This is a genomic window from Lysobacter antibioticus, from assembly GCF_000731095.1.
Lineage (GTDB): Bacteria > Pseudomonadota > Gammaproteobacteria > Xanthomonadales > Xanthomonadaceae > Lysobacter > Lysobacter antibioticus_B.
Window position 1 is genome coordinate 18,814 of record NZ_JMTZ01000059.1, and the last position, 20,919, is coordinate 39,732.

The following is a 20,919-nucleotide window of genomic DNA, read 5'->3' on the forward strand; positions in this document are numbered from 1 at the left end:
CGACGCTTCGGTATCGTGCACACAATGAATGCGCCGCCTCCCCACGCCGGCGCGGTCGCGCCTACGGGTGCGTCGACCGCGCGCGCGCTGCGTTACCTGATCCGTGTACCTCTGCTCCTGTGGCATGTGCTCGTCCATCTGCCGCTCGTGCTGCTGCTGACCACGCCCTTGACCACCCGCATCCCGGTCGGCGGCGGCGAAACCCTGGGCCATCGCCTGATCCGCGCCTGGTCGGCCGGGTTGATGCACGTGTTCGGTTTCCGCCTGCGCCGCGTCGGCACGCCGCTGCCGGGCGCGACCTTGTTCGTCGCCAACCACGTCAGCTGGATCGACATCGAGACCCTGCACAGTCAGCGCATGATGGGTTTCGTGGCCAAGCGCGAGATCGAGAGCTGGCCGGTGGTCGGCTGGCTGGCAGCGCGCGGCGAGACCATCTTCCACCACCGCGGCAACACCGAATCGCTCGGCGGCGTGCTGCACGAGATGCTCGCGCGCCTGCGCGCCGGGCGCTCGGTCGGCGTGTTTCCCGAAGGCGGCACGCGCGGCGGCGGCGAAATCGGCCCCTTCCATGCGCGCATCTTCCTCGCCGCGGTCGAGGCCAACGTGCCGGTGCAGCCGGTCGCGCTGCGCTACGGCGAGCGCGGCAACGCCCAGTCGGTGGTCGCCTTCCAGGGCAAGGAAAGCTTCTTCGCCAACTTCCTGCGCCTGCTCGGCGAACCCGGCTGCGTGGCCGAGATCCATTTCCTGACCCCGATCGGTCCCGGCGAAGCCGATGGCCGCCGCCGCATCGCCGACCTGGCGCGGCAGCGCATCGTCGAGGCGATGGCGAGCTGAGGCCATGCTGACCGCCGCCGACTACGCGCCTCCACGCTGGCTGAGGAACGCGCACGTGCAGTCGGCGCTGGGTTCCAGCCCGTTGCGCCGGCGCCGCGCCGAGCAACGCTTCGCCCAGATCGGCGCGCAGACCACCGAACACCTGATCGAGGCCGGCGACGGCGTGCGCCTGCACGGCCTGCACAGCGCCGTGCCCGGCACCGCCCCGCGCGGGCTGGTGATGCTGCTGCACGGCTGGGAAGGCAGCGCCGATTCCAACTACATGCGCCTGACCGCGGCGCAGTTGCTGGCGCGCGGCTTCGAGGTGTTCCGGCTCAATTTCCGCGATCACGGCGGCACCCACCATCTCAACGAAGGCCTGTTCCACTCCAACCGCATCGACGAGGTGGTGCAGGCCACGGCCGAGATCGCGCGGCGCTTTCCGTTGCGGCCGCTGTCGGTCGCCGGCTATTCGCTCGGCGGCAACTTCGCCCTGCGCCTGGCCTTGCGCGCCACCGACGCCGGCTTGCCGCTGGCCCATGTCGCCGCGGTCTGCCCGGTGCTCGATCCGGCCCGGACCATGGATTCGATGGAGTCCGGCCTGCCGCTGTACCTGTGGTACTTCGAGCGCAAATGGCGCGATTCGCTGGCGCGCAAGCGCGCGCTGTTCCCGGCGCTGCACGATTTCGACGACCGCACCCTGGGCCTGAGCATGCGCCCGCTGACCCAGTGGATGGTCGAGCGCCACACCGACTTCGGCACCCTCGACCGCTACTTCGACGGCTACTCGATCGCCGGTCAGCGCCTGGCCCGCCTGGAAGTGCCGGTCAGCATCCTGATGGCCGCCGACGACCCGGTGATCCCGGTCGCCGGCTTCCAGGAACTGGTCGTGCCCGAGCACGCACGCGTCGAGATCGCGCCCTGGGGAGGGCATTGCGGCTTCCTCGAGAACGCCCAGCTCGACGGCTTCGCCGAACGCTGGATCGCCGACCGCCTGAGCGCCTGCGCTTCGGCCTGAGGCGCGCGCTGGCGGCGCAAGCGGGGTCCGGGACCGGGAAAACCGCCGCGGCCCGCCTACAATTGCGGTTCTTATCCCACCCGAAGCAGACGAATGTACGAACCCATCCTCGACGCCCTGCGCCGCGGCGCCACCGCGGAGGCGTTGTCCGCCGCCGAGCAGGCCGTGGCCGCAGACCCGCAAGACGCTGCTGCGCATCGCCTGCACGCCGCCGCGCTGCGCCTGGGCGGCGACCGCGAAGGTGCGGTCGCGGCGATCGATCGCGCGATCGGCCTGGCCCCCGAGGATGCGCAGCTGCATCTGGAACGCGCCGGCGCGCTGCTCGACGGTCGTCAGCTCGACGAGGCCCAGGCCGCGCTCGCCACCGCGATCGGGCTCGACCCCAATCAGTTCCCGGCCTACATCGTCAAAGCCCACCTCGCGATCGCGCGCGGCGACCTCGATGAAGCCGAGCGTCTCGGCCGCACCGCGGCGCGCATCGCCCCGGGCCATCCGCAGGTCGCCGCCGTGGAAGGTTCGCTGGCGCTGCGCCGCGGCGACAACGACCGCGCCCTGGCGGTGCTCAGCCAGGCCGCCTCGTTGGCGCCGGAAGACGCCCAGATCATCCATGCGCTCGCCTTCGCTTACCTCGCCAAAGGCCATCTGGCCTTCGCCGAGCAGGCTTTCCTGACCCTGGCCGAGCGTCAGCCCGAGCAGCCCACGCTGCAGCTGATGATCGCCGACCTGATGCGCCGCCAGCAGCGCTTCGGCGAAGCCGCCGACCGCGTCGCCGCGGTGGCCCAGCGCGAGGATGCCGGCTTCGGCGTGCAGCGTTGGCTCGGCGAGCTCGAACTCGACGCCGGCCGCCCCGAGCGTGCGCTGCCGGCGCTGCGCTCGGCGCTGGCCGTCATCCCCGACGACCCGCGCACGCTCAACGCGATCATGGAAGCCTGGCGCCGCCTCGACGACGTCGACGATGCGCGCCGTACCCTCGAATCCGCGCTCGCCACCCACGCCGACCTGCCCAACCTGTGGCGCGCGCGCCTGGCCCTGGAGCCGTTCGCCGAAGCCGGCGCGATCGAAGTCATCGAGCGCTGGCAGCAGGCCATGCCCGATCACCTGGGCGCGCTGGAAGCGCGCGCGGCGGTGCACGATTACCTCGGCGAACGCGCCCAGGCCGAAGCCATCGCCCATCGCATCGTCGAGCTGCATCCCGGCGACGTGCGCGCCGAGATGCGCATCGTCCAGGGCCTGGCCGAGACCGATCCCGACGCCGCCGCCGAACGCATCGAACGCCTGATCAGCCTGTCGCCGGATCCCTTGGTCAAGCGCGAGTTGCGCCAGTTGCTCGGGCGCGCCTTCGACCTGGCCGGCCAGCCCGAAGCCGCGGCCGCGACCTGGGCCGAGCTGCATGCCGAAGTCATCGACCAGCGCCTGCCGCGCAACACCATCAGCCGTCGCAACGCCGCCGAATGGCCGGCGATGGCACCGGTCGCCGACGGCGCCCAAGGCGTGCTGTTGCTGTGGGGCGCGCCGGGTTCGCGGGTCGAACGCTTCGCCCAGATGCTGACCGCAGTCGGTGCGCCGCTGTTGGTCGATCGCTACGGCGAGCAGCCGCCGACCGATCCGCTGCAGCGCTACGGCACGGTCGAGGAATTGCTCGCCGGCACCCTCGATCCGGCCTTCCTGGTCAAGATGTACCGCGCCGCCTTGCCCGCGCGCGGCGCCGCCGAAGGCCCGGTGTTCGACTGGCTGCTGTGGTGGGACAACGCCCTGCTGCGCGCGCTGCGTCCCTACCTGCCCGAAGCGATGATGCTGATCGCGGTGCGCGACCCGCGCGACATGCTGCTCGACTGGCTGGCCTTCGGCAGCACCACGCCGTACGCGCTGGAAACGCCCGAAGCCGGCGCGCGCTGGCTGGCCCAGACCCTGGACCAGGTCGTCGACCTGCACGAAGGCAATCTGTTCCCGCACAACCTGGTCAAGCTCGACGAGATCGTCGACGACCCGGGCGCGCTCGCCCAGGCCGTCGCCGACACCTTGCGCATCCAGGTGTCGCTGCCGAACGATCTGTCGCTCGGCGGCGTGCGTCTGGCGGCGGGCCGTTGGCGCGAGTACACCGGTCCGCTCGGCGAAGCCTTCGCCCTGCTCAAGCCGGTCGCCCGCCGCCTGGGCTATCCGGAAAACTGAGCCGAAGCGGCACGGCGCATCCGCCGGATGCGCCGTGCCGTCCTCCCTACCCACGACACGGACGCCGCGCTGACGGCGCCGTCGATGCAGGAGCCCGACATGCGTATCCACAGCAACAGTTTCGAGCACGGTAAGCGTCTGCCGGCCGAGTTCGCCGCCGGCCAGGCCACCGCCGAGGGTTTCGGCTTCGCCGCCAACCGCAATCCGCACCTGGCCTGGGACGGGGTGCCGGCCGGCACGCGCTCGTTCGCGCTGTTGTGCATCGACCCGGATGCGCCGACCGTGCCGGAGATGGTCGACCGCGACGACGTGCAGATCCCGGTCGACCAGGTGCGCGGCGATTTCTTCCACTGGGCGATGATCGATATCCCTGCCGCCGTCACCGAGATCGCCGCCGGCAGCTGCAGCGACGGCGTGACCGCGCACGGCAAGCAGAACCCGGCCGGTCCGGCGGGCGCGCGCCAGGGCATCAACGATTACACCGGCTGGTTCGTCGGCAACCCGGACATGGCCGGCGACTGGTACGGCTACGACGGCGCCTTCCCGCCGCCGAACGACCTGCGCCTGCACCGCTATTTCTTCCGCGTGTTCGCCCTCGACGTCGAGCGCCTCGAGGTGGAAGCGCGTTTCACCGCCGGCGAGGTGCTGTACGCGATGCAGGGCCACGTGCTGGGCCAGGCCACGACCTATGCGACGTATGCGTTGAATCCGGCGGTCGCCGGCTGATCGACGGCGCACGGCATCGCCGCTGGGCGAGCGTGCATCGGCACCGGAGCGGCGCGCACCGCGATTGCGGGCGCGCTGTCGGTTGCCCTAGAGTCCGCCGAGGGGGCCCGCTTCGGGACCGACAGGGAGCACGACCGACATGGACGACAACCCGTATCACGCACCGCAGACCGACGTGCATGCGGACGAGCGCATGGCGAAGCTGGAGGCGGCGAGCTTCCTCCGGCGCTTCTTCAACTACTTCATCGATTTCATCGCCTGTTATGCGATCGGCTTCGTGCTGGCCTTCGCCTACCTTCTGTTCGCCGGGGAAGGCGCGCTGGCCTGGATGGAGCAGCCGAACCTGCTGCGCGACTACGCCATCGGCGTGGGCCTGATGCTGATCTACTACATCCCGCTCGAAGGCATGTTCGGCGTCACCGTGGGCAAGCTCATCACCGGCACCCGCGTGGTCGACGAGCAGGGGCGTCCGCCGAGTTGGGGGCAGGTGATCGGGCGCAGTGTCGCGCGCCTGATCCCGTTCGAGCCGTTTTCGGTGCTGTTCTCGGACAGTCGCCGTCCTGCCGGCTGGCACGACCGTCTGCCGAAGACCCTGGTGGTGCGGACGCGCTGAGCCCAGCGCGTCCGCAGTGGAGGCTTACGACTTCGGCGCCGGCACCAGTTCGCTCTCGACCACCATGTCGAGCACGTAGGCCACCGACGAAGCGTCGGCCGGCGGGTTCTTGATGTCGAACTTCTTGACCCGCACGACGTTGCGCACGCCGGCTTCGTGCTTGTAGCCCTCGATGTCCTGGTACAGGAACTGCCACTCGCCCGGCGCCTGCGACACGCCGTTGGCGTCGTAGCTGCGCTCGCGCACCCACAGGCACTGGTGCTTGGGCATCAGCGGATGCGGGCAGGTGCGGCGCTGCGCGTCGACCTCGAAGAACACGGTCGCGCCGGCGCTGCCGTAACGGGTTTCCGCGGTCGGCTCGCCACTGAGGCTCAGCGTGCTGCCCGAGGCGGTGGTCAGCAGCAGGCGCGGCTGCGGCGCCTCGCCTTCGATGGCGAACTTCGCGCTGCCTTCGAGCTGCTTGGAGATCTCGCTGTCCATCTGCATCAGGCGCTGGTCCTGGCAGGCCATCAGCGTGGTCTGGAACTGCTTGACCTCGATACGGTCGCCCTTGAGCGCGTACATCGCACCGACGTGGTTGCAGCCGCCGGACACGCCGAGGCGGTCCTTGACGAAGCTCAGCTGCAGGCCGTACTTGCCTTCGCGCTGGAGCGCGGCGATCGGCTTGCCGGCGTTGTCGGTGGCCGAGTCGAGATTCCACTTGTAGCCGCCCAGGTCGATGGCGGAAGTCGCCGGCGCGGCATCGGCCGGCGCGGCGCTGTCGTGGGCGAGCTTGGCGGTGTCGCCGTTGCCGGTGTTGTGGGAAGGCGCGGCGCAGGCGGCAAGCAGGGCGAGCGACAGCGCGGCGGCGGACAAAACGAGGGGGCGAGTGATAGTCATGGGGCGCGATGATCCATTGTTTGCTGCGAAGACAGGATCAACGGCCGTGCGCGGGCCATGGGGTTGGCCGCGTTCAGCCGCGGGTCGGCCAGGGCCGATCATTGGGCGACCGCTCCGCCTACGCTGCCGTTCACATGGGTCGGTTCCGGGGTCGAGGGCGTGGCGTAGTCCAGCGCATACGAGCTTACGAGCCGGCCGCGCAGCATCAGCGGGTAATGGCGAACATGGACGAGTTCGTGCGCCCCGGGTGAATGGCGATAGCCCTCGATAAGGCCGTAGAAGCGATGCCAATCCGAGGCCGACACCCGCCGGCCGAGGACGTAATGCAGCTCGCGCACCCACAGGCAACGGGATGCGGCGACCAGCAGGCCTTCGCAATCGACTTCTTTCGCCGCGACCTCGAGCGTCATCTCGACCGGCTTGCTGCCCCACAGCGCATCCGCGGTCTGCAAGACCAACTGGGTGCCGTTACGGCTGGTCAAGTGCAGGCGCTGGCGCACGCCCCGGCCCTCCAGGCGGTAGCGGTAAGGCGAGAGCAGGTATTCGTGGACCGCGATCGAAGTCGCCTGGGCGAGATGGTTGACACAGCCGAGGGCCTGTTGAACTTCATCGGACACCTCGAGGACATCGCCGCGCAGGCGATAGTTGCCGGACATTTCGCCGCAGTGCCCGTCGATCGTCAGGCGTCCGTCGTCGCCGAACTCGAAATGGATTTGCGAGAACGCGTTCGGCTGCAGCTCCGGCAGCGCGCGGCCGTCGGCCGCGGTCGCGAGCAGTATCTGCCAGCGATAGCCGACCAGGCCTTGCGGGCCCGGATCCGGTTTCGGCGGTGGCGGGCGCTGCGTCACCGCGGCCGGGCGCGCGTCGCCCGGTTTGGCGGTGGGTTCGGGCTCGGTCGCCGCCGCCGCCGAAGTATGGCCGGGCAGATCGCCGGCCCCGCTGCTGCAGGCGGCCGTGAGCAGGGCGGCGACCAGCGTCAGCAGAGGCGCACGGTAGCGATGGGTGGAAACGGAAGATGGCGTGGGCATGAGGGCCTCCTCGGCGAGATGGCATAGCCTGGGTCGCGCGTGCCGTCGCGCGCCATCGCCGCGACGTGGATAAATGCGGGTTCGGTCACGTTGTCGAAGAAGGAAACAGCTCGCGCCCGCCCGCGTTTCAGCGCGCCGGCGCGGCCGGCAGGCCGATCAACTGCATGTGCGCGCCGTCGTCGGCCGTGAGGCGCAGGACCGGCGCGCGGCCGCGGGTGTCGATGAAGAAATGCGCGCCGATCAGGGGCTGGGCGAAAAAGGCGCGCTCCATCGCCGCGCCGCCGCGGCAGCCCGCCACGGTTTGTACCGCGTCGAGCCGTTCGTCGTGCACGATCCGTTCGCCTTCGACCCGATAGGCGCCGCTGATGGTGTTGCAGGCCCCTTTCACTCGATAGCTCTCGTCGCCGAAGCGCACATGCAAGCCGCGTCGACGCGCTCCGCGCAGCTCGCCGACGCGACGGCCTTGCGCATCGGTGGCCTCCAGCGGATACCAATCGAAGGCGCGCAACAAGCCGGCCTGGGTCTGCGGCAGCGGATCTGTCGGGGCCGAGCGTTTCGATGCGACGGATGAGGACAGCGAACAGGCCGCGAGCGCCGCGGCGAGCGCTGCGGCAGAACAGATCCGGTGCATGCCGACTCCTTGTCGAAGGGGATGCGCTGCGGGCACGACAGCGCCCGCGGCTCCTGGGCGAACGCGCCGTCGCGCCGCGCGGGGTTCAGGACTTCGGCTTGGCGAACTTTTGCGCCAGTTCGCGCTGGGCGCGCTCCAGGTCGAGGCGGCCGTCGCCGTCGTCTTCCTGCTCGCTTTCGTCGGCGAGCACGGCGTCGATATGCCCCAGCAGTTCCGCCGGGGTGACCACCGCGCACTGCATCGTCGTGTTCGGGAACACGCCGACGCCGAGGCCGGCTTCGGTCAGCGCCGGTGCGGCCTTCGCGCGCCAGGCTTCCAACTCGCGCAGCACCGGCGCATAGCCCTTGAGGTTCGGCGCGGCTGCCAGGGCGGCGCGCGCGGTGCCCGTCGAGGGCCATACCGGCAGCAGTTCCTGGCCGTCGGCGTCGAACAGGGTCAGGACGAATTCGCCGGATTCGGCGACCCACAACTGCCCGGTGCCTGCGATGGCCGCGACGAAGGCGGCGTAGCGCTCGGGTCCGGACAACTGCGCGTAGTCGAGCAACTCTTGTTCGGCGGCGCGATCTGCTTCGTTCATGGCGGCGGCTCCTGCCGGTGGGGCGATGCGATCAGCTACCGGAGGGCATCAACAGCAACAGCGCTGCGCCGAACACGAAGCGGTAGATCGCGAACGCGGTGAAACGGTGGGTCTGGATATAGCGCAACAGCCACTTCACCGCGATGAAGGCGGTCACCGCCGAGGCGACGAAGGCCACCGCGAGCGCGTTCCAGTCTTCGTTGGCCGCGGCGGGCGTGCCGAGCACGCCGAGCAGTTCGTAGCCACTGGCCGCGAACATGGTCGGGATGCCGATCAGGAAAGTGAACTCGGTCGCCGCGGCGCGGCTGGTGGTGCCGGCCAGCAGGGCGATGAAGATGGTCGCGCCCGAGCGCGAGGTGCCCGGGAACACGCCGGCGACGACCTGGGCGATGCCGACCAGGGTCGCGACGGTCCAGGTGATCTCGCTGCGTTCGCCGAGCGCGGCGGCGCGCTTGGCGGCGAAATGCTCGGCCGCGATCATCCACACACCGCCGAGCACCAACGCCCAGGCGATCGGCAGCACCTGGTCGGGCAGGGAGAAGCCGGCCTTCTTGACCGCGATGCCGAGCACCGCGGTTACGCCGAAGGCGAGGGCGAGCTTGAACAGGTAGTCGCGGTTGTCGCGCTGGCCGAAGCCGGTCGCCAACGTCCACAGCCGGCGCCAGTAGATGACCACCACGGCCAGGATCGCGCCGGCCTGGATCGAGATGTTGAACAGGTCGGAGCGATGCCCGAGCCAGTGTTGCGCGATCAGCAGATGGCCGGTGCTGGAGATCGGCAGGAATTCGGTGATGCCTTCGATGATGCCGAGAAGCAGGGCGGCGAGCAGGTCGGTCATTAGGGGCGGGGGTCTTGGGTCGGGGAGTCGGGACGCCGGCGGCGCGATCGGGGGTTCGCGGCGGCGCGCCAGAATAACGGAAAGCGTGCTGCACTAATTTGGTGCGATTGCTTGCTTGGTTGCGCTCATTTGGTGCGTTCTGTCGGCAGTGAATCGAGGATTCGCTTTTATTTCATTGGCTTACCGGCGACTGAAAGTTGGCACGACGCTTGCTTCCCCAATAGGCAGGCGGCTTCAATGCCCTCGTGTTGCACGACTCTTTCACCCGACTCCCCATTCCCGGAACGAACATGTCTCTCGAACAGGTCGAAAAGCTCATCAAGGATCACAAGGTCGAATTCGTCGACCTGCGTTTCACCGACATGCGTGGCGTGCAGCACCACGTGACCTTCCCCAAGTCCATCGTCGAGCCCTCGCTGTTCGAAGACGGCAAGATGTTCGACGGTTCGTCGATCAGCGGCTGGAAGGGCATCAACGAGTCGGACATGATCCTGCTGCCGGATCCCTCGACCGCGTTCCTGGACCCGTTCACCGCCGATCCGACCGTCGTGCTGACCTGCGACATCCTCGACCCGGCGACCATGCAGGCCTACTCGCGCGATCCGCGCGGCGTCGCCAAGCGCGCCGAGGCCTACCTGAAGTCCAGCGGCGTCGCCGACCAGGCCTTCTTCGGCCCGGAACCCGAATTCTTCATCTTCGACTCGGTCCGTTACGCCAATGAGATGGGCCACACCTTCTTCCACATCGATTCGGAAGAAGCCGCCTGGAACTCGGGCAAGGAATACGAAGGCGGCAACAGCGGTTACCGTCCGGGCGTGAAGGGCGGTTATTTCCCGGTCGCCCCGCTCGACTCGCTGCACGACATCCGCGCCGAGATGTGCAAGACCCTCGAGCAGGTCGGCATCGAAGTCGAAGTGCACCACCACGAAGTCGCCAACGCCGGCCAGTGCGAGATCGGCACCAAGTTCAACTCGCTGGTCGCCAAGGCCGACGAGCTGTTGACGATGAAGTACATCATCAAGAACGTCGCCCACCGCAACGGCAAGACCGCGACCTTCATGCCCAAGCCGATCGTCGGCGACAACGGCAGCGGCATGCACGTGCACCAGTCCTTCGCCAAGGGCGGCGTCAACCTGTTCAGCGGCGACGGCTACGGCGGCCTGTCGCAGATGGCGCTGTGGTACATCGGCGGCGTGTTCAAGCACGCGCGCGCGATCAACGCCTTCACCAACTCGGGCACCAACAGCTACAAGCGCCTGGTGCCGGGCTACGAAGCACCGGTGATGCTGGCCTATTCGGCCCGCAACCGTTCGGCCAGCTGCCGCATTCCCTACGTGGCCAACCCGAAGGCGCGCCGCATCGAGATGCGCTTCCCCGACCCGATCCAGTCCGGCTACCTGACTTTCGCCGCACTGATGATGGCCGGCCTGGACGGCATCAAGAACCAGATCGACCCGGGCGCGCCGAGCGACAAGGATCTCTACGACCTGCCGCCGGAAGAGGAGAAGGGCATCCCGACCGTGTGCCACTCGCTCGATCAGGCGCTCGAAGCGCTCGACAAGGACCGCGACTTCCTCAAGGCCGGCGGCGTGTTCACCGACGACTTCATCGACAGCTACATCTCGCTGAAGATGCAGGAAGTGACCAAGTTCCGCGCCGCGACGCATCCGCTCGAATACCAGATGTACTACGCGGTCTGATCACATGAGCGCCTACGCCCTGCCGCCACCCGCCTGCCGTCCCGATCGCCCGCGCCGCTTCGATGCGGCGCGGCGGGATGCCTCGCGGCGGCGCGCGGACGCGATGCGCGACATGCGGTAACCAGCACACGGCCCGGGGCTAACGCTCCGGGCCGTGTCGCTTTCAGGGAAGACGAACCCACCCGGGCGACGCCACTCGCCCACGCCACCCGATATCGGCCTGAGGTCGACGTCGCGGGAGCGGCTTGCCCGAACAAACCCAGGACACGCAACGCAAAGTCCCGGACCGAAAACCGAAAACCGAAGCAGAACCGCAAACCCCGAAACCCAGAAACGATCGACCGACGCAACGCAGCCGACGCGACGAGTACGCAGCCATCGAGCCGCGACCGATCGACCCGCGCGATGCCAGGACGACCGCACCGACAGGAGGACAGCCATTCGACGCAGGCGCGGACCGCAGAGTCCGCCCGCGCGTCCACCTCCGGCACGAGTACGACGAAGGCGTCGACGCGGCCGGAGCGCAACGAAGCAATGACCGGGGAGGGGCCACCGCTTATGAGGAGCCTGCGTCATGTCGTTACATCGCAAAACCGAACACGCCGGCGCCACCGCCGGTAAGACCGCGCTGGCCAAGGCGGCGCTCGCCATCGCGCTCGCGTTCGCCGCGCTCGCGGCCACGACCGCGCACGCCGGAACCTCGGGCTCGGTGAGCCTGACCAGCGACTACCTGTTCCGTGGGGTGTCGCAGAACAACCAGAACCCCGCCTTGCAGGGCGGTATCGAGTACGCGCACGACAGCGGTTTCTACGTCGGCGCCTGGGGCAGCAACGTCAGTTGGCTGTCGGACACCGTGGTGATCGGCGACGACATCTCCAACAGCCTCGAACTCGACGCTTACGCCGGTTACCGCGGCAAGGCCGGCGAGCTGTTCTCCTACGACGTCGGCGTGCTGACCTACTACTACCCCGGCGACTACCCGAGCGGCTTCAACAGCCCGGACACCACCGAGATCTACCTCGGCGGCACGCTGGCGCCGTCGGAGACGGTGTCGGTCGGGCTCAAATATTCCTATGCCGTGACCGACCTGTTCGGTTACGCCGATTCCGACGGCAGCGGTTACCTCGACGCCAACCTCAACTGGACCTTCCAGCCGGGCTGGACGCTCAACGTCCACGGCGGCAAGCAGTGGATCGAGCACAACAGGGACTTCGAGTACGCCGACTGGAAAGTGGGCGTGACCAAGAGCTTCGACAACGGCTTCTCGGTCGCCGCCGCCTACAGCGACACCGATGCCGAGCAGGCCTTGTACACCAACGCCCACGACAACTTCCTGGCCGACGACGCCTTCACCCTGACCGTGAGCAAGGCGTTCTGAGCACGCCCCGCGCACGACCGCACACGAACCACCACGGAGCCGCGAGATGAAACTGATCATTGCCATCATCCGCCCGTTCAAGCTCGACGAGGTGCGCGAGGCGCTGACGGAAGTCGGCGTATCGGGCATCACCGTCACCGAAGTCAAAGGCTTCGGACGCCAGAAGGGCCACACCGAGTTGTACCGCGGCGCCGAGTACGTCGTCGATTTCCTGCCCAAGCTCAAGATCGAGTGCGCCGTCCCCGACAGCCTGCTCGACGCGGCCTTGGAGTCGATCCAGAACGCCGCGCGCACCGGCAAGGTCGGCGACGGAAAAATCATCGTTCTGCCGGTCGAGAACACGGTGCGCATCCGCACCGGCGAGCTCGACGACGACGCCCTGTGACCCTCCACGCGAGAAACGAAATGAAAGACACGACGATCGATTCCCGCTCGCGCGAGCGGATCACCCGCGCTCTGGCGCTGACCGCCGCGCCGGCCCTGGCGCTGCTGTCGGCCGGCGCCGCGCACGCGCAGGAGGCCGCCGCCGCGGCCGCGCCCGTGGTCGACAAGGGCGATGTCGCCTGGATGCTGACCTCGACCCTGCTGGTGCTGTTGATGACGGTACCGGGCCTGGCCCTGTTCTACGGCGGCCTGGTGCGCTCCAAGAACGTGCTGTCGGTGCTGATGCAGGTGTTGGCGGTGTTCTCGCTGATCGTCCTGCTGTGGGTGACCTACGGTTACTCGCTGGCCTTCGGCGGCGGCAACGCCTTCATCGGCACCTTCGACAAGCTGTTCCTCAAGGGCGTCGACAAGGCCTCGCTCGCAGCAACGTTCACCGCCGGCGTGTCGCTGCCGGAGTACGTCTTCATCGCCTTCCAGTCGACTTTCGCCGGCATCACCGGCGCGCTGATCGTCGGCGCCTTCGCCGAGCGCATCAAGTTCTCGGCGGTGCTGCTGTTCTCGGCGATCTGGTTCACCTTCGCCTACCTGCCGATCGCGCACATGGTCTGGTACGGGCCCGACGGTTATCTGTTCGCCAAGGGCGCGATCGATTTCGCCGGCGGCACGGTGGTGCACATCAACGCCGGCATCGCCGGTCTGGTCGGCGCCTACTTCGTCGGCAAGCGGGTGGGTTACGGACGCGAGGCGATCAAGCCGCACAACGTCACCTTCACCATGATCGGCGCGTCGCTGCTGTGGGTGGGTTGGTTCGGCTTCAATGCCGGCTCCAACCTCGAAGCCACCGCCGGTGCGGCGCTGGCCTTCCTCAACACCTTGCTGGCCACGGCCGCGGCGGCGTTGGCCTGGAGCCTGGTCGAGAAGGTGATCAAGGGCAAGCCGTCGATGCTCGGCGGCGCCTCGGGCGTGGTCGCCGGCCTGGTCGCGATCACTCCGGCCTGCGGCACGGTCGGCCCGTTCGGCGCGATCGCGATCGGTGCGATCGCCGGTGCGGTCTGCGTGTGGGGCGTGCATGGCCTCAAGCGCCTGTTGCGCGCCGACGACGCCCTCGACGTGTTCGGCGTGCATGGCCTGGGCGGCATCATCGGTGCGTTGTTGACCGGCGTGTTCAGTTCGCCCGCGCTCGGCGGCTTCGGCCTCGGCGCCGGCAACGAGACCATCGCCCAGCAGGTCGGCGTGCAGGCGCTGAGCGTCGGCATCACCGTGGTCTGGTCGGGCGTGGTCTCGGTGATCGCCTTCGCGATCGTCAAGCTGCTGGTGGGCTTGCGCGTGCCGGAGGAGTCCGAGCGCGAAGGCCTCGACATCACCACCCATGGCGAGTCGGCTTACGAGAGCTGAGTTGGGGGAGAGAGGAACGAGTGACTAGGAACTAGGAATGAGGAACGAGTGGGGCCCGACACTGAACTAGTTTCCCGTTCCTCTCCTCTCGCATCTGCTGCTAGACGCCGCACAGCCCCTCTCCCGTTCATGGGAGAGGGGTTGGGGTGAGGGCCGCCATCGGCAGGAAATCCCGGATTCGGCCATTGCCACCGCCTGCACCCGGGCCTAGCATCGGCCGCATGCACATCACCCCGCTCAGTGAAGGCGCATCGCTCTGCACGGTCGATTACCGCTGCGGGGCCGGTCCACAGGATGCGCCCTTCGTCGAGCGCCATCGCAGTCACTGCATCTCCTACGTCCGCCGCGGCAGCTTCGGTTATCGCGTGCGCGGCGAGGCCTACGAGCTCGTCGCCGGCAGTCTGTTGATCGGCCACGCCGGCGACGAATTCCTGTGCACCCACGAGCATCACGGCTGCGGCGACGAATGCCTGTCGTTCCATCTGTCGCCCGAACTCGTCGACGAACTCGGTGCACACAGCGCGCTGTGGCGCGCTGGCGGCGTGCCGCCCTTGCCGGAGTTGATGGTCTGGGGCGAACTCGCCCAGGCCGCCGCCGAAGGGCGCAGCGACCTTGGCGTCGACGAAGTCGGCCTGCTGCTGGCGCGGCGTTGCGTCGACACCGTCGAAGGTACGGCCAGTACGCGGCCACGGCCGCGCGCCGCCGACCGCCGCCGCGCGGTCGAGGCGGCGATGTGGCTGGACGCGAATGCGCATCGCGCCGTCGGCCTGGACGACGGCGCGCGCATCGCCGGGCTCAGCGCCTTCCATTTCCTGCGCCTGTTCGCCGACGCGCTCGGCGTCACCCCGCACCAGTACCTGTTGCGCGCGCGCCTGCGCCGCGCCGCCTCGATGCTGGCCGACCCGCAGCGGGCGATCACCGAGGTGGCCTACGACAGCGGTTTTGCCGACCTGTCCAACTTCAGCCGCAGCTTTCATCGCGCTGCGGGCGTCTCGCCGCGCCGGTTCCGCCAGGCGGCGCGCGGCGACCGCAAGATTTTCCAAGAACGCATCGGCCGCATCGTCGCAAGCTGACCTCCCTTCAAGGAGGTTATGCCATGTACGACCATATCGGTTTGAAGGTGCGCGATCTCGCCGCCAGCCTGAAGTTCTACCGTGCCGCACTGAAGCCGCTCGGCCATGTCGTCGGCTCCAGCGACGACAGCGGCGCCGGGCTCGGCCCGAAGGATGCGCCGGCACTGTGGCTGTATCCTGACGCCGACGCGCGCGGCGGCGCGCATGTCGCTTTTCGCGCCGAAAGCCGCGCCGCCGTCGACGGCTTCCATCGCGACGGCGTCAAGGCCGGTGGCCGCGACAACGGCGGTGCCGGCCTGCGCGAGGACTATGGCGTGGGTTATTACGCCGCCTTTCTGCTCGATCCCGACGGCCACAACGTCGAAGCCGTGTACATGGAATAAGCCGGCGAGACGGCCATCGCCGCGCGGCGGATCGCCCGCGGTCGGGTATGACATGGCGGATGCGGCAAGGTCATCGACACGACCGTGGCCGGACGGCCGATGCGCCGCGCCTGCGGTGCACGCGCTCAATTCCTGTCGGCGAATCGTCCGCCGCGCCTTGCCGCGCCACTCTCGGTTGCAACTTTCCAATGGCGAAAAAACCGCCGGGCAAAGTCTTCACGCGTGGCGTCGCAACTCGAACGAACCCGCGCGAACCGCGCCCGCGCAAGCGACTCGTTCAGCCAGCGCGCGATGCCTGCGAGCGAATCCCGTATCCATCCGGCGGGTTCACGAATGCGGTGTGATGCAGATGCATTTGCGCCTTGCGCGCGCGGCATGAGCGCCTAGGCTGCCTAGCGCGGACATAGCGCTGTGTCCGCTCCACGTCCGGACGCGCTCGCGCTAGGCAGCAGTCCCTCCAACAGTCGATCGCGAGAGAGAACCAGGACGGTTCCGCCGCATTGTGCGGCTTACGAAACCTCACGGGAGTTTCGCAATGTCTCAGCCATCAAAGTCCAAGCTCCGCCGGCATGCGCTGGCGGTCGCCACCGTATCCATCCTGCTCGCCGCGCCGGCCTTCGCCGCCGACCGCGTCAACCTCAGCAGCCTCGATCCCGACCGGCCGGTCGCCGGCTTCGTCGTCGCCTATAAGTCGGGTGCGCCGAAAGCCCTGGATTTCCAGCGCGAACTCAGCACCGCCATCGGCACCCTTGGGCAGAAGAACCTGACCATCAAGCACGCCGGCCCGGTCTCGACCGGCGCCGAGCTGATCGAAGTCAGCCGTCCGCTCGACGTGGTCGAAGCGACCACGCTGATGCAGCAGATCGCCGCCAACCCCGATGTCGAATACGTCGAGCCGAACTCGATCTTCCAGCCGATCCTGACCCCGAACGATCCCAGCTATCCCTCGCAGTACGGCCTGCACGGCGCCGCCGGCGGCATCCGCGCCAACACCGCCTGGGACAACGGTTTTCAGGGCCAGGGCAAGATCATCGCGGTGATCGACACCGGCATCACCACGCATCCCGACCTCGCCGCCAACCTGACCACGCCGACCGGCTACGACTTCATCACCAACGTCACCACCGCCAACGACGGCAGCGCCCGCGACAGCAATCCGGCCGACCCGGGCGATTGGTGCGGCACCAACCCGTCGAGCTGGCACGGCACCCACGTCACCGGCATCGCCGCGGCGGTCACCAACAACCAGACCGGCGTGGCCGGCACCGCGTTCCGCTCCAAGGTGCTGACCGCGCGCGCGCTCGGCAAGTGCGGCGGCACCCTGGTCGACATCGCCGATGCAATCACCTGGGCTTCCGGCGGCACCGTCGCCGGCGTGCCTGCGGTCGGCGCCAACAAGGCGGTGGTCATCAATCTCAGCCTCGGTGGCAGCGGCACCTGCAGTTCGACCTTCCAGAATGCGATCAACGGCGCGGTGCAGCGCGGCGTGACCGTGGTGGTGGCGGCCGGCAACAGCAACGCCAACGCCGCCAACTTCCAGCCGGCGAGTTGCCAGAACGTAATCACCGTCGGCGCCAGCACCTCGGCCGGCGGTAAGGCCAGCTTCTCGAACTGGGGCACCACCAGCGTGGTCGACGTGGCGGCGCCGGGCGTGGGGATTTTGTCCACGCTCAACACCGGCGCGACCACGCCGGGCGCACCCAGCTACGCGAACTACAACGGCACCTCGATGGCGGCACCGTTCGTGGCCGGCGTGGTCGCGTTGATGCAGTCCAAGCCGGCGCCCGACGAAGTGCCGGCGGTGATCGAACGCCTGATCAAGGCCACCGCGCGTCCGTTCCCGATCCCGCCGGTGCCGCCGCAGTTGATCGGTACCGGCATCGTCAACGCCGATGCGGCCACCGACGCGATGCCGTAACCGCATCTCTCGTTCGCAAGGCAGTGCCAGGAACCCCGGCTTAGGCCGGGGTTCTTCGTTGGCGCGGCGCCGTGCGCGCGCGCGTGATGCATTGCGCAAACCCGTGCGCATGCACGGGCGAGCAATGTGCTGCGAGTTCCATTGACGCGATCCTTTACGCCATCGACTTTGGTCGCAGACGCGCAGTCGCCGCGCGCGCGTTGAAAACGCTTACGCCTCGGTGAATGCGCGTTGCGCGTGATCCGCATCACGCTCCCTTGGGACAGTCGTCCTGGCCTCGCCGCGGCGATCGGTTGTGCGATGCAACCATGCTGCATTGCCGCATCCTGTCCGCAAGTTGACAGCGCTGTCATAGCCGCGCTACAAGCTTTGCGCACTGCCGCCGGCCTGTCGGCCCGGCGCGCTCACACCACAGACAACACGATCGGCTCGCAGCCGGCCCCGGGGAGGGGATGTCCTGATGAACGTGCCTATGCACCAGCGTGTCCGCGGTTCGACCTTGAGTTTCGCGATCTTCGCCGCGTTGTTGGCCGGCCATGCCGCCGCCCAGGACAGCGCGTCGACGCCCGCCGATGCGCAGCCCGCATCGGGCAAAGAGGCGACCGATCTGGATTCGGTGATCGTCACCGTCGAACGCCGCGAGCAAAGCCTGCAGAAGTACGCCGGCACCGCGCAGGCGCTGTCGCAGGACGATCTGCGCGGGCTGGGCATCAACAACGAACTGCGCCAGATGCAGGTCGCCGTGCCGGGCCTGAGCATCGCCAACCAGGAAGGCGCAACCGAAGTCTTCATCCGCGGCGTGGGTTCGTCCAACAACACCGAACTCGGCGACCCCGGCGCCGCGCCGCACGTCAACGGCGCCTACATCCCGCGTCCGCGCGGCCTTGGCGGCATGTTCTACGACCTCGAACGCGTCGAGATCAACAAGGGCCCGCAAGGCACGCTGCGCGGCCGCAACGCGCTGGCCGGTACCCTCAACATCGTCACCAAGAAGCCCGAGCTTGGCGGCCAGTTCAGCGGCTACGTGCAGGGCGAGGTCGGCAACCGCGATCAGAAGGGCTACGAGACCGCGCTGAATTTCCCGCTCGGCGAATACGCTGCGCTTCGCTTCGCCGGTTATCACCTCGAGAAGCACGCCGGCTTCAAGAACGTCGGCCTGTGGCAGCACCTCGACCCGGCCGGCATCCAGGACGACAGCGCCGGACGCCTGTCGTTCCTGTACGAACCCGACGACAAGCTGTCGGTGTTCGCGATGCTCGACGTCGGCCGCGAACTCGGCACCGGTTATCCCGGCGCCGGCCTGTTCCGCGCCGCGCAGGAAGGCTATACGTCCGAAGACATCGACATGCGCGATGTCATCTACCGCGGCGTGCAGGGCAAGGTCGACAACAAGCTGTGGGGCTTCCAGGGCACGGTCCGCTACGATTTCGGCGGCGTCGCCTTGGAGTACAACGGCAGCTACCGCGACGTCGATTATTTCCAGATCAATGCCGCCGCCGACGGCAATACCTGGCCGGGGCGCGACCTGCGCGCACGGCCGCCGGGCGAGCCGGCGACCTGGGGCGGCATCGACTACGACAATTTCGGCACCAACTACCTGCAGGCGCGCTCGCAGTCGCAGACCCATGAGCTGCGCCTGTCGTCCGACGACGATGCGCGCTTCCGCTGGACCACCGGCGGCTTCTATTTCCACGAGAAGCAGCAGGTCGGTTTCATGGCCCTCGCCGACAAGGGCGCGTTCTACTCGGGCACCGAATTCACCATGCCCGATGTCGACGGCAAGTCCTGGGCGGCGTTCGGCGACGGCACCTTCGATGTCAACGAGCGCCTGCGGGTCAAGGGCGGCGTGCGCTACACCGACGAGCGCAAGTCGCGCGACGGCATCGGCGGCAACTGGACCATCGGCCTGGGCGGCGACGGCGGCGTGTTCCAGACCCGCCTCGGCACCGAAGGCTTCAAGCCGACCCTGCTCGACCGGCCCTCGTTCGAGGTGACCGGCCTGACCAGCAACGCCGACCTCGCCCGTTTCCTGCTGCAGGGCATCCTGCAGGCCGGCGCGCGCGACACCATGCAGCAACAACTCGCCGGCATCGTCGATGGCAGCCGCCCGAACGGCACCTGCGTCGACCGCCCCGACACCGGCGGCAACACCGTCAACTGCCCGGCTAACGGCCAGCACAGCTTTCTCGTGCTGGGCGTGCCGTCGGCGCAGCACGGCTCGAGCGCATTCGACTTCATCGACTGGCGCCTGGGCTTCGAGTACGACCTCAGCGAGCGCAACCTGCTATACGCGACCGTCTCCACCGGCCACAAGGCCGGCGGTTTCAACGACAGCTTCGACGTCAACGTGATTCCGGAAACCTACAAGCCGGAGAAACTGACCGCGTTCGAAATCGGCTCGAAGAACTCCTTCGAGTTCCTCGGCCGCACTTCGACCTTCAACGTCAGCGGCTTTTACTACGACTACGACGACCAGGTCTTCCAGGACCTCAGCGTGATTGCCTTCAACCCCGACGGCGAGGCCACCGGTTTCGCCCTGGTCAATCGCAACGTCGGCAAGTCCGAGCTGTACGGCATCGAGGCCGAAAGCCGCCTGCGCTTCGGCGGCGGTTTCACCCTCGACCTCAATGCGCTGTACCTGCAGACCGAGATCAAGGAGGGCATCGTCGCCGACGTGCGCAGCCAGGACTTCGGCAACGGCGGCATCACCTCGCAGATCGACCTGTCCGGCAACGACCTGCCGCTGTCGTCCAAATACACCTTCAATGCGCGTTTGCAACAGGCCATCGAGTTCTCGCGCGGCACCTTCGACTGGCAGGTGCTGGCTGCGTATCGCTCGTCGTTCTTCCTGACCCAGTACAACGACCGCGACGTGATCTTCCTGCGCGACACTGCCGGCACCGTCGACCGTATCGAAGAGTCGGCGACCGCGGGCTTCCCCGACGAGCAGAAGGGCTTTACCCAGATCAACGCCGGCGCCGGTTTCACCACGCTCGACGGCGCCTGGCGGGTCGAGGTTTGGGGCAGCAACCTGACCAACAAGGACGTGTCGCAGAAGGCCCTGGTCGGCTCCGGCGTCAACACGCGCTTCCTCAACGATGCGCGCAGCTACGGCGTGCGGGTGCGCTGGAACTTCTGATGGCTGTCGTACCGCGTCCCAAGCCCCTCGCTCCGCTCCGCGCGAACCTCCACGGCGTGCGGGCGGGGCGAAGGGGATTCGAAGCGGACGTGGGCGAAGACCGGGGGGCGTTCGACGAGTTTCCGTGCGCCATCTTCCCGCCGCCGCGCCGCCTCCCGCGCAGCACACTTAGCCACTGCAATCGAATTCATCGATGAACAGCGGCCGCGACCATGGCCGCGCCGCACGGCAGCGCGTAGAACGGCGAAGACACCGCC

General features: G+C 68.2%; 18 protein-coding genes. 13 read left to right on the forward strand and 5 right to left on the reverse strand.

From position 1 onward, the window contains the following. Positions 1-24: 24 nt before the first annotated feature. From EX88_RS0116605 to EX88_RS24685, 5 genes are all read left to right on the forward strand, one after another. Positions 25-834 (forward strand): lysophospholipid acyltransferase family protein, encoded by an 810-nt coding sequence (locus EX88_RS0116605; protein WP_031373115.1) that lies wholly within the window; start codon positions 25-27, stop codon positions 832-834. 7 nt (positions 835-841) lie between these two features. Next, complete coding sequence (locus EX88_RS0116610) at positions 842-1,831, forward strand: YheT family hydrolase (RefSeq protein WP_031373116.1); 990 nt, start codon at positions 842-844, stop codon at positions 1,829-1,831. A gap of 93 nt (positions 1,832-1,924) precedes the next feature. Beyond that, positions 1,925-4,000, forward strand: a complete 2,076-nt coding sequence (locus EX88_RS0116615; protein WP_031373117.1) for a tetratricopeptide repeat protein — start codon at positions 1,925-1,927, stop codon at positions 3,998-4,000. Between the two features lie 99 nt (positions 4,001-4,099). After that, a complete protein-coding gene (locus EX88_RS0116620; protein ID WP_031373118.1) occupies positions 4,100-4,726 on the forward strand; it encodes a YbhB/YbcL family Raf kinase inhibitor-like protein in 627 nt (208 codons plus the stop codon). A gap of 139 nt (positions 4,727-4,865) precedes the next feature. Beyond that, positions 4,866-5,339 carry an RDD family protein gene (locus EX88_RS24685; RefSeq protein ID WP_051885217.1) on the forward strand — a complete coding sequence of 158 codons (474 nt, stop codon included), beginning with the start codon at positions 4,866-4,868 and terminating at the stop codon, positions 5,337-5,339. A gap of 24 nt (positions 5,340-5,363) precedes the next feature. Here EX88_RS24685 and EX88_RS0116630 read toward each other — a convergent pair whose 3' ends face one another. From EX88_RS0116630 to EX88_RS0116650, 5 genes are all read right to left on the reverse strand, one after another. Continuing rightward, positions 5,364-6,218, reverse strand: a complete 855-nt coding sequence (locus EX88_RS0116630) for an META and DUF4377 domain-containing protein (protein ID WP_031373120.1) — start codon at positions 6,216-6,218, stop codon at positions 5,364-5,366. 98 nt (positions 6,219-6,316) lie between these two features. Further along, entirely contained in the window at positions 6,317-7,246 is a 930-nt protein-coding gene (locus EX88_RS0116635) for a DUF4377 domain-containing protein (protein WP_031373121.1), read from the reverse strand. Between the two features lie 127 nt (positions 7,247-7,373). Beyond that, positions 7,374-7,877 (reverse strand): META domain-containing protein, encoded by a 504-nt coding sequence (locus EX88_RS0116640; protein WP_031373122.1) that lies wholly within the window; start codon positions 7,875-7,877, stop codon positions 7,374-7,376. Between the two features lie 85 nt (positions 7,878-7,962). Next, the gene (locus EX88_RS0116645) at positions 7,963-8,454 is read right to left on the reverse strand and encodes a DUF2750 domain-containing protein (RefSeq protein WP_031373123.1); all 492 of its coding nucleotides are present in this window, start codon (positions 8,452-8,454) and stop codon (positions 7,963-7,965) included. Positions 8,455-8,485: 31 nt separating this feature from the next. Continuing rightward, positions 8,486-9,292 (reverse strand): undecaprenyl-diphosphate phosphatase, encoded by an 807-nt coding sequence (locus tag EX88_RS0116650; protein WP_031373124.1) that lies wholly within the window; start codon positions 9,290-9,292, stop codon positions 8,486-8,488. A 290-nt stretch (positions 9,293-9,582) separates the two neighbouring features. Between EX88_RS0116650 and glnA the strand changes: the two genes are divergently transcribed. The 8 genes from glnA (at position 9,583) to EX88_RS0116695 (ending at position 20,662) form a co-directional block, all read left to right on the forward strand. Then, positions 9,583-10,992, forward strand: coding sequence for a type I glutamate--ammonia ligase (gene glnA / locus EX88_RS0116655; RefSeq protein WP_031373125.1), 1,410 nt, complete (start codon positions 9,583-9,585; stop codon positions 10,990-10,992). Between the two features lie 574 nt (positions 10,993-11,566). Beyond that, on the forward strand, positions 11,567-12,370 hold the full coding sequence (locus tag EX88_RS0116665) for a TorF family putative porin (RefSeq protein ID WP_051885219.1): 804 nt from the start codon (positions 11,567-11,569) through the stop codon (positions 12,368-12,370). A gap of 46 nt (positions 12,371-12,416) precedes the next feature. Then, positions 12,417-12,755: a P-II family nitrogen regulator gene (locus EX88_RS0116670; RefSeq protein ID WP_031373127.1), complete on the forward strand. Its 339-nt coding sequence runs from the start codon at positions 12,417-12,419 to the stop codon at positions 12,753-12,755. Positions 12,756-12,775: 20 nt separating this feature from the next. Then, positions 12,776-14,149: an ammonium transporter gene (locus tag EX88_RS0116675; protein ID WP_081931120.1), complete on the forward strand. Its 1,374-nt coding sequence runs from the start codon at positions 12,776-12,778 to the stop codon at positions 14,147-14,149. 221 nt (positions 14,150-14,370) lie between these two features. Next, a complete protein-coding gene (locus EX88_RS0116680) occupies positions 14,371-15,222 on the forward strand; it encodes a helix-turn-helix domain-containing protein (protein WP_031373129.1) in 852 nt (283 codons plus the stop codon). 23 nt (positions 15,223-15,245) lie between these two features. Next, positions 15,246-15,605, forward strand: a complete 360-nt coding sequence (locus EX88_RS0116685; protein ID WP_031373130.1) for a VOC family protein — start codon at positions 15,246-15,248, stop codon at positions 15,603-15,605. A gap of 535 nt (positions 15,606-16,140) precedes the next feature. Next, positions 16,141-17,523, forward strand: a complete 1,383-nt coding sequence (locus EX88_RS0116690; protein WP_031373131.1) for a S8 family peptidase — start codon at positions 16,141-16,143, stop codon at positions 17,521-17,523. Positions 17,524-17,995: 472 nt separating this feature from the next. Continuing rightward, positions 17,996-20,662 carry a TonB-dependent receptor gene (locus EX88_RS0116695; RefSeq protein ID WP_031373132.1) on the forward strand — a complete coding sequence of 889 codons (2,667 nt, stop codon included), beginning with the start codon at positions 17,996-17,998 and terminating at the stop codon, positions 20,660-20,662. Positions 20,663-20,919 lie beyond the last annotated feature (257 nt).

Bases quoted from the DNA above. Each gene is read 5' to 3' on its own strand.
- EX88_RS0116605 (WP_031373115.1), top strand. From the start codon at position 25: ATGAATGCGCCGCCTCCCCACGCCGGCGCGGTCGCGCCTACGGGTGCG.
- EX88_RS0116615 (WP_031373117.1), top strand. From the start codon at position 1,925: ATGTACGAACCCATCCTCGACGCCCTGCGCCGCGGCGCCACCGCGGAG.
- EX88_RS0116620 (WP_031373118.1), top strand. From the start codon at position 4,100: ATGCGTATCCACAGCAACAGTTTCGAGCACGGTAAGCGTCTGCCGGCC.
- EX88_RS24685 (WP_051885217.1), top strand. From the start codon at position 4,866: ATGGACGACAACCCGTATCACGCACCGCAGACCGACGTGCATGCGGAC.
- EX88_RS0116630 (WP_031373120.1), bottom strand. From the start codon at position 6,218: ATGACTATCACTCGCCCCCTCGTTTTGTCCGCCGCCGCGCTGTCGCTC.
- EX88_RS0116635 (WP_031373121.1), bottom strand. From the start codon at position 7,246: ATGCCCACGCCATCTTCCGTTTCCACCCATCGCTACCGTGCGCCTCTG.
- EX88_RS0116640 (WP_031373122.1), bottom strand. From the start codon at position 7,877: ATGCACCGGATCTGTTCTGCCGCAGCGCTCGCCGCGGCGCTCGCGGCC.
- EX88_RS0116645 (WP_031373123.1), bottom strand. From the start codon at position 8,454: ATGAACGAAGCAGATCGCGCCGCCGAACAAGAGTTGCTCGACTACGCG.
- EX88_RS0116650 (WP_031373124.1), bottom strand. From the start codon at position 9,292: ATGACCGACCTGCTCGCCGCCCTGCTTCTCGGCATCATCGAAGGCATC.
- glnA (WP_031373125.1), top strand. From the start codon at position 9,583: ATGTCTCTCGAACAGGTCGAAAAGCTCATCAAGGATCACAAGGTCGAA.
- EX88_RS0116665 (WP_051885219.1), top strand. From the start codon at position 11,567: ATGTCGTTACATCGCAAAACCGAACACGCCGGCGCCACCGCCGGTAAG.
- EX88_RS0116670 (WP_031373127.1), top strand. From the start codon at position 12,417: ATGAAACTGATCATTGCCATCATCCGCCCGTTCAAGCTCGACGAGGTG.
- EX88_RS0116675 (WP_081931120.1), top strand. From the start codon at position 12,776: ATGAAAGACACGACGATCGATTCCCGCTCGCGCGAGCGGATCACCCGC.
- EX88_RS0116680 (WP_031373129.1), top strand. From the start codon at position 14,371: ATGCACATCACCCCGCTCAGTGAAGGCGCATCGCTCTGCACGGTCGAT.
- EX88_RS0116685 (WP_031373130.1), top strand. From the start codon at position 15,246: ATGTACGACCATATCGGTTTGAAGGTGCGCGATCTCGCCGCCAGCCTG.
- EX88_RS0116690 (WP_031373131.1), top strand. From the start codon at position 16,141: ATGTCTCAGCCATCAAAGTCCAAGCTCCGCCGGCATGCGCTGGCGGTC.
- EX88_RS0116695 (WP_031373132.1), top strand. From the start codon at position 17,996: ATGCACCAGCGTGTCCGCGGTTCGACCTTGAGTTTCGCGATCTTCGCC.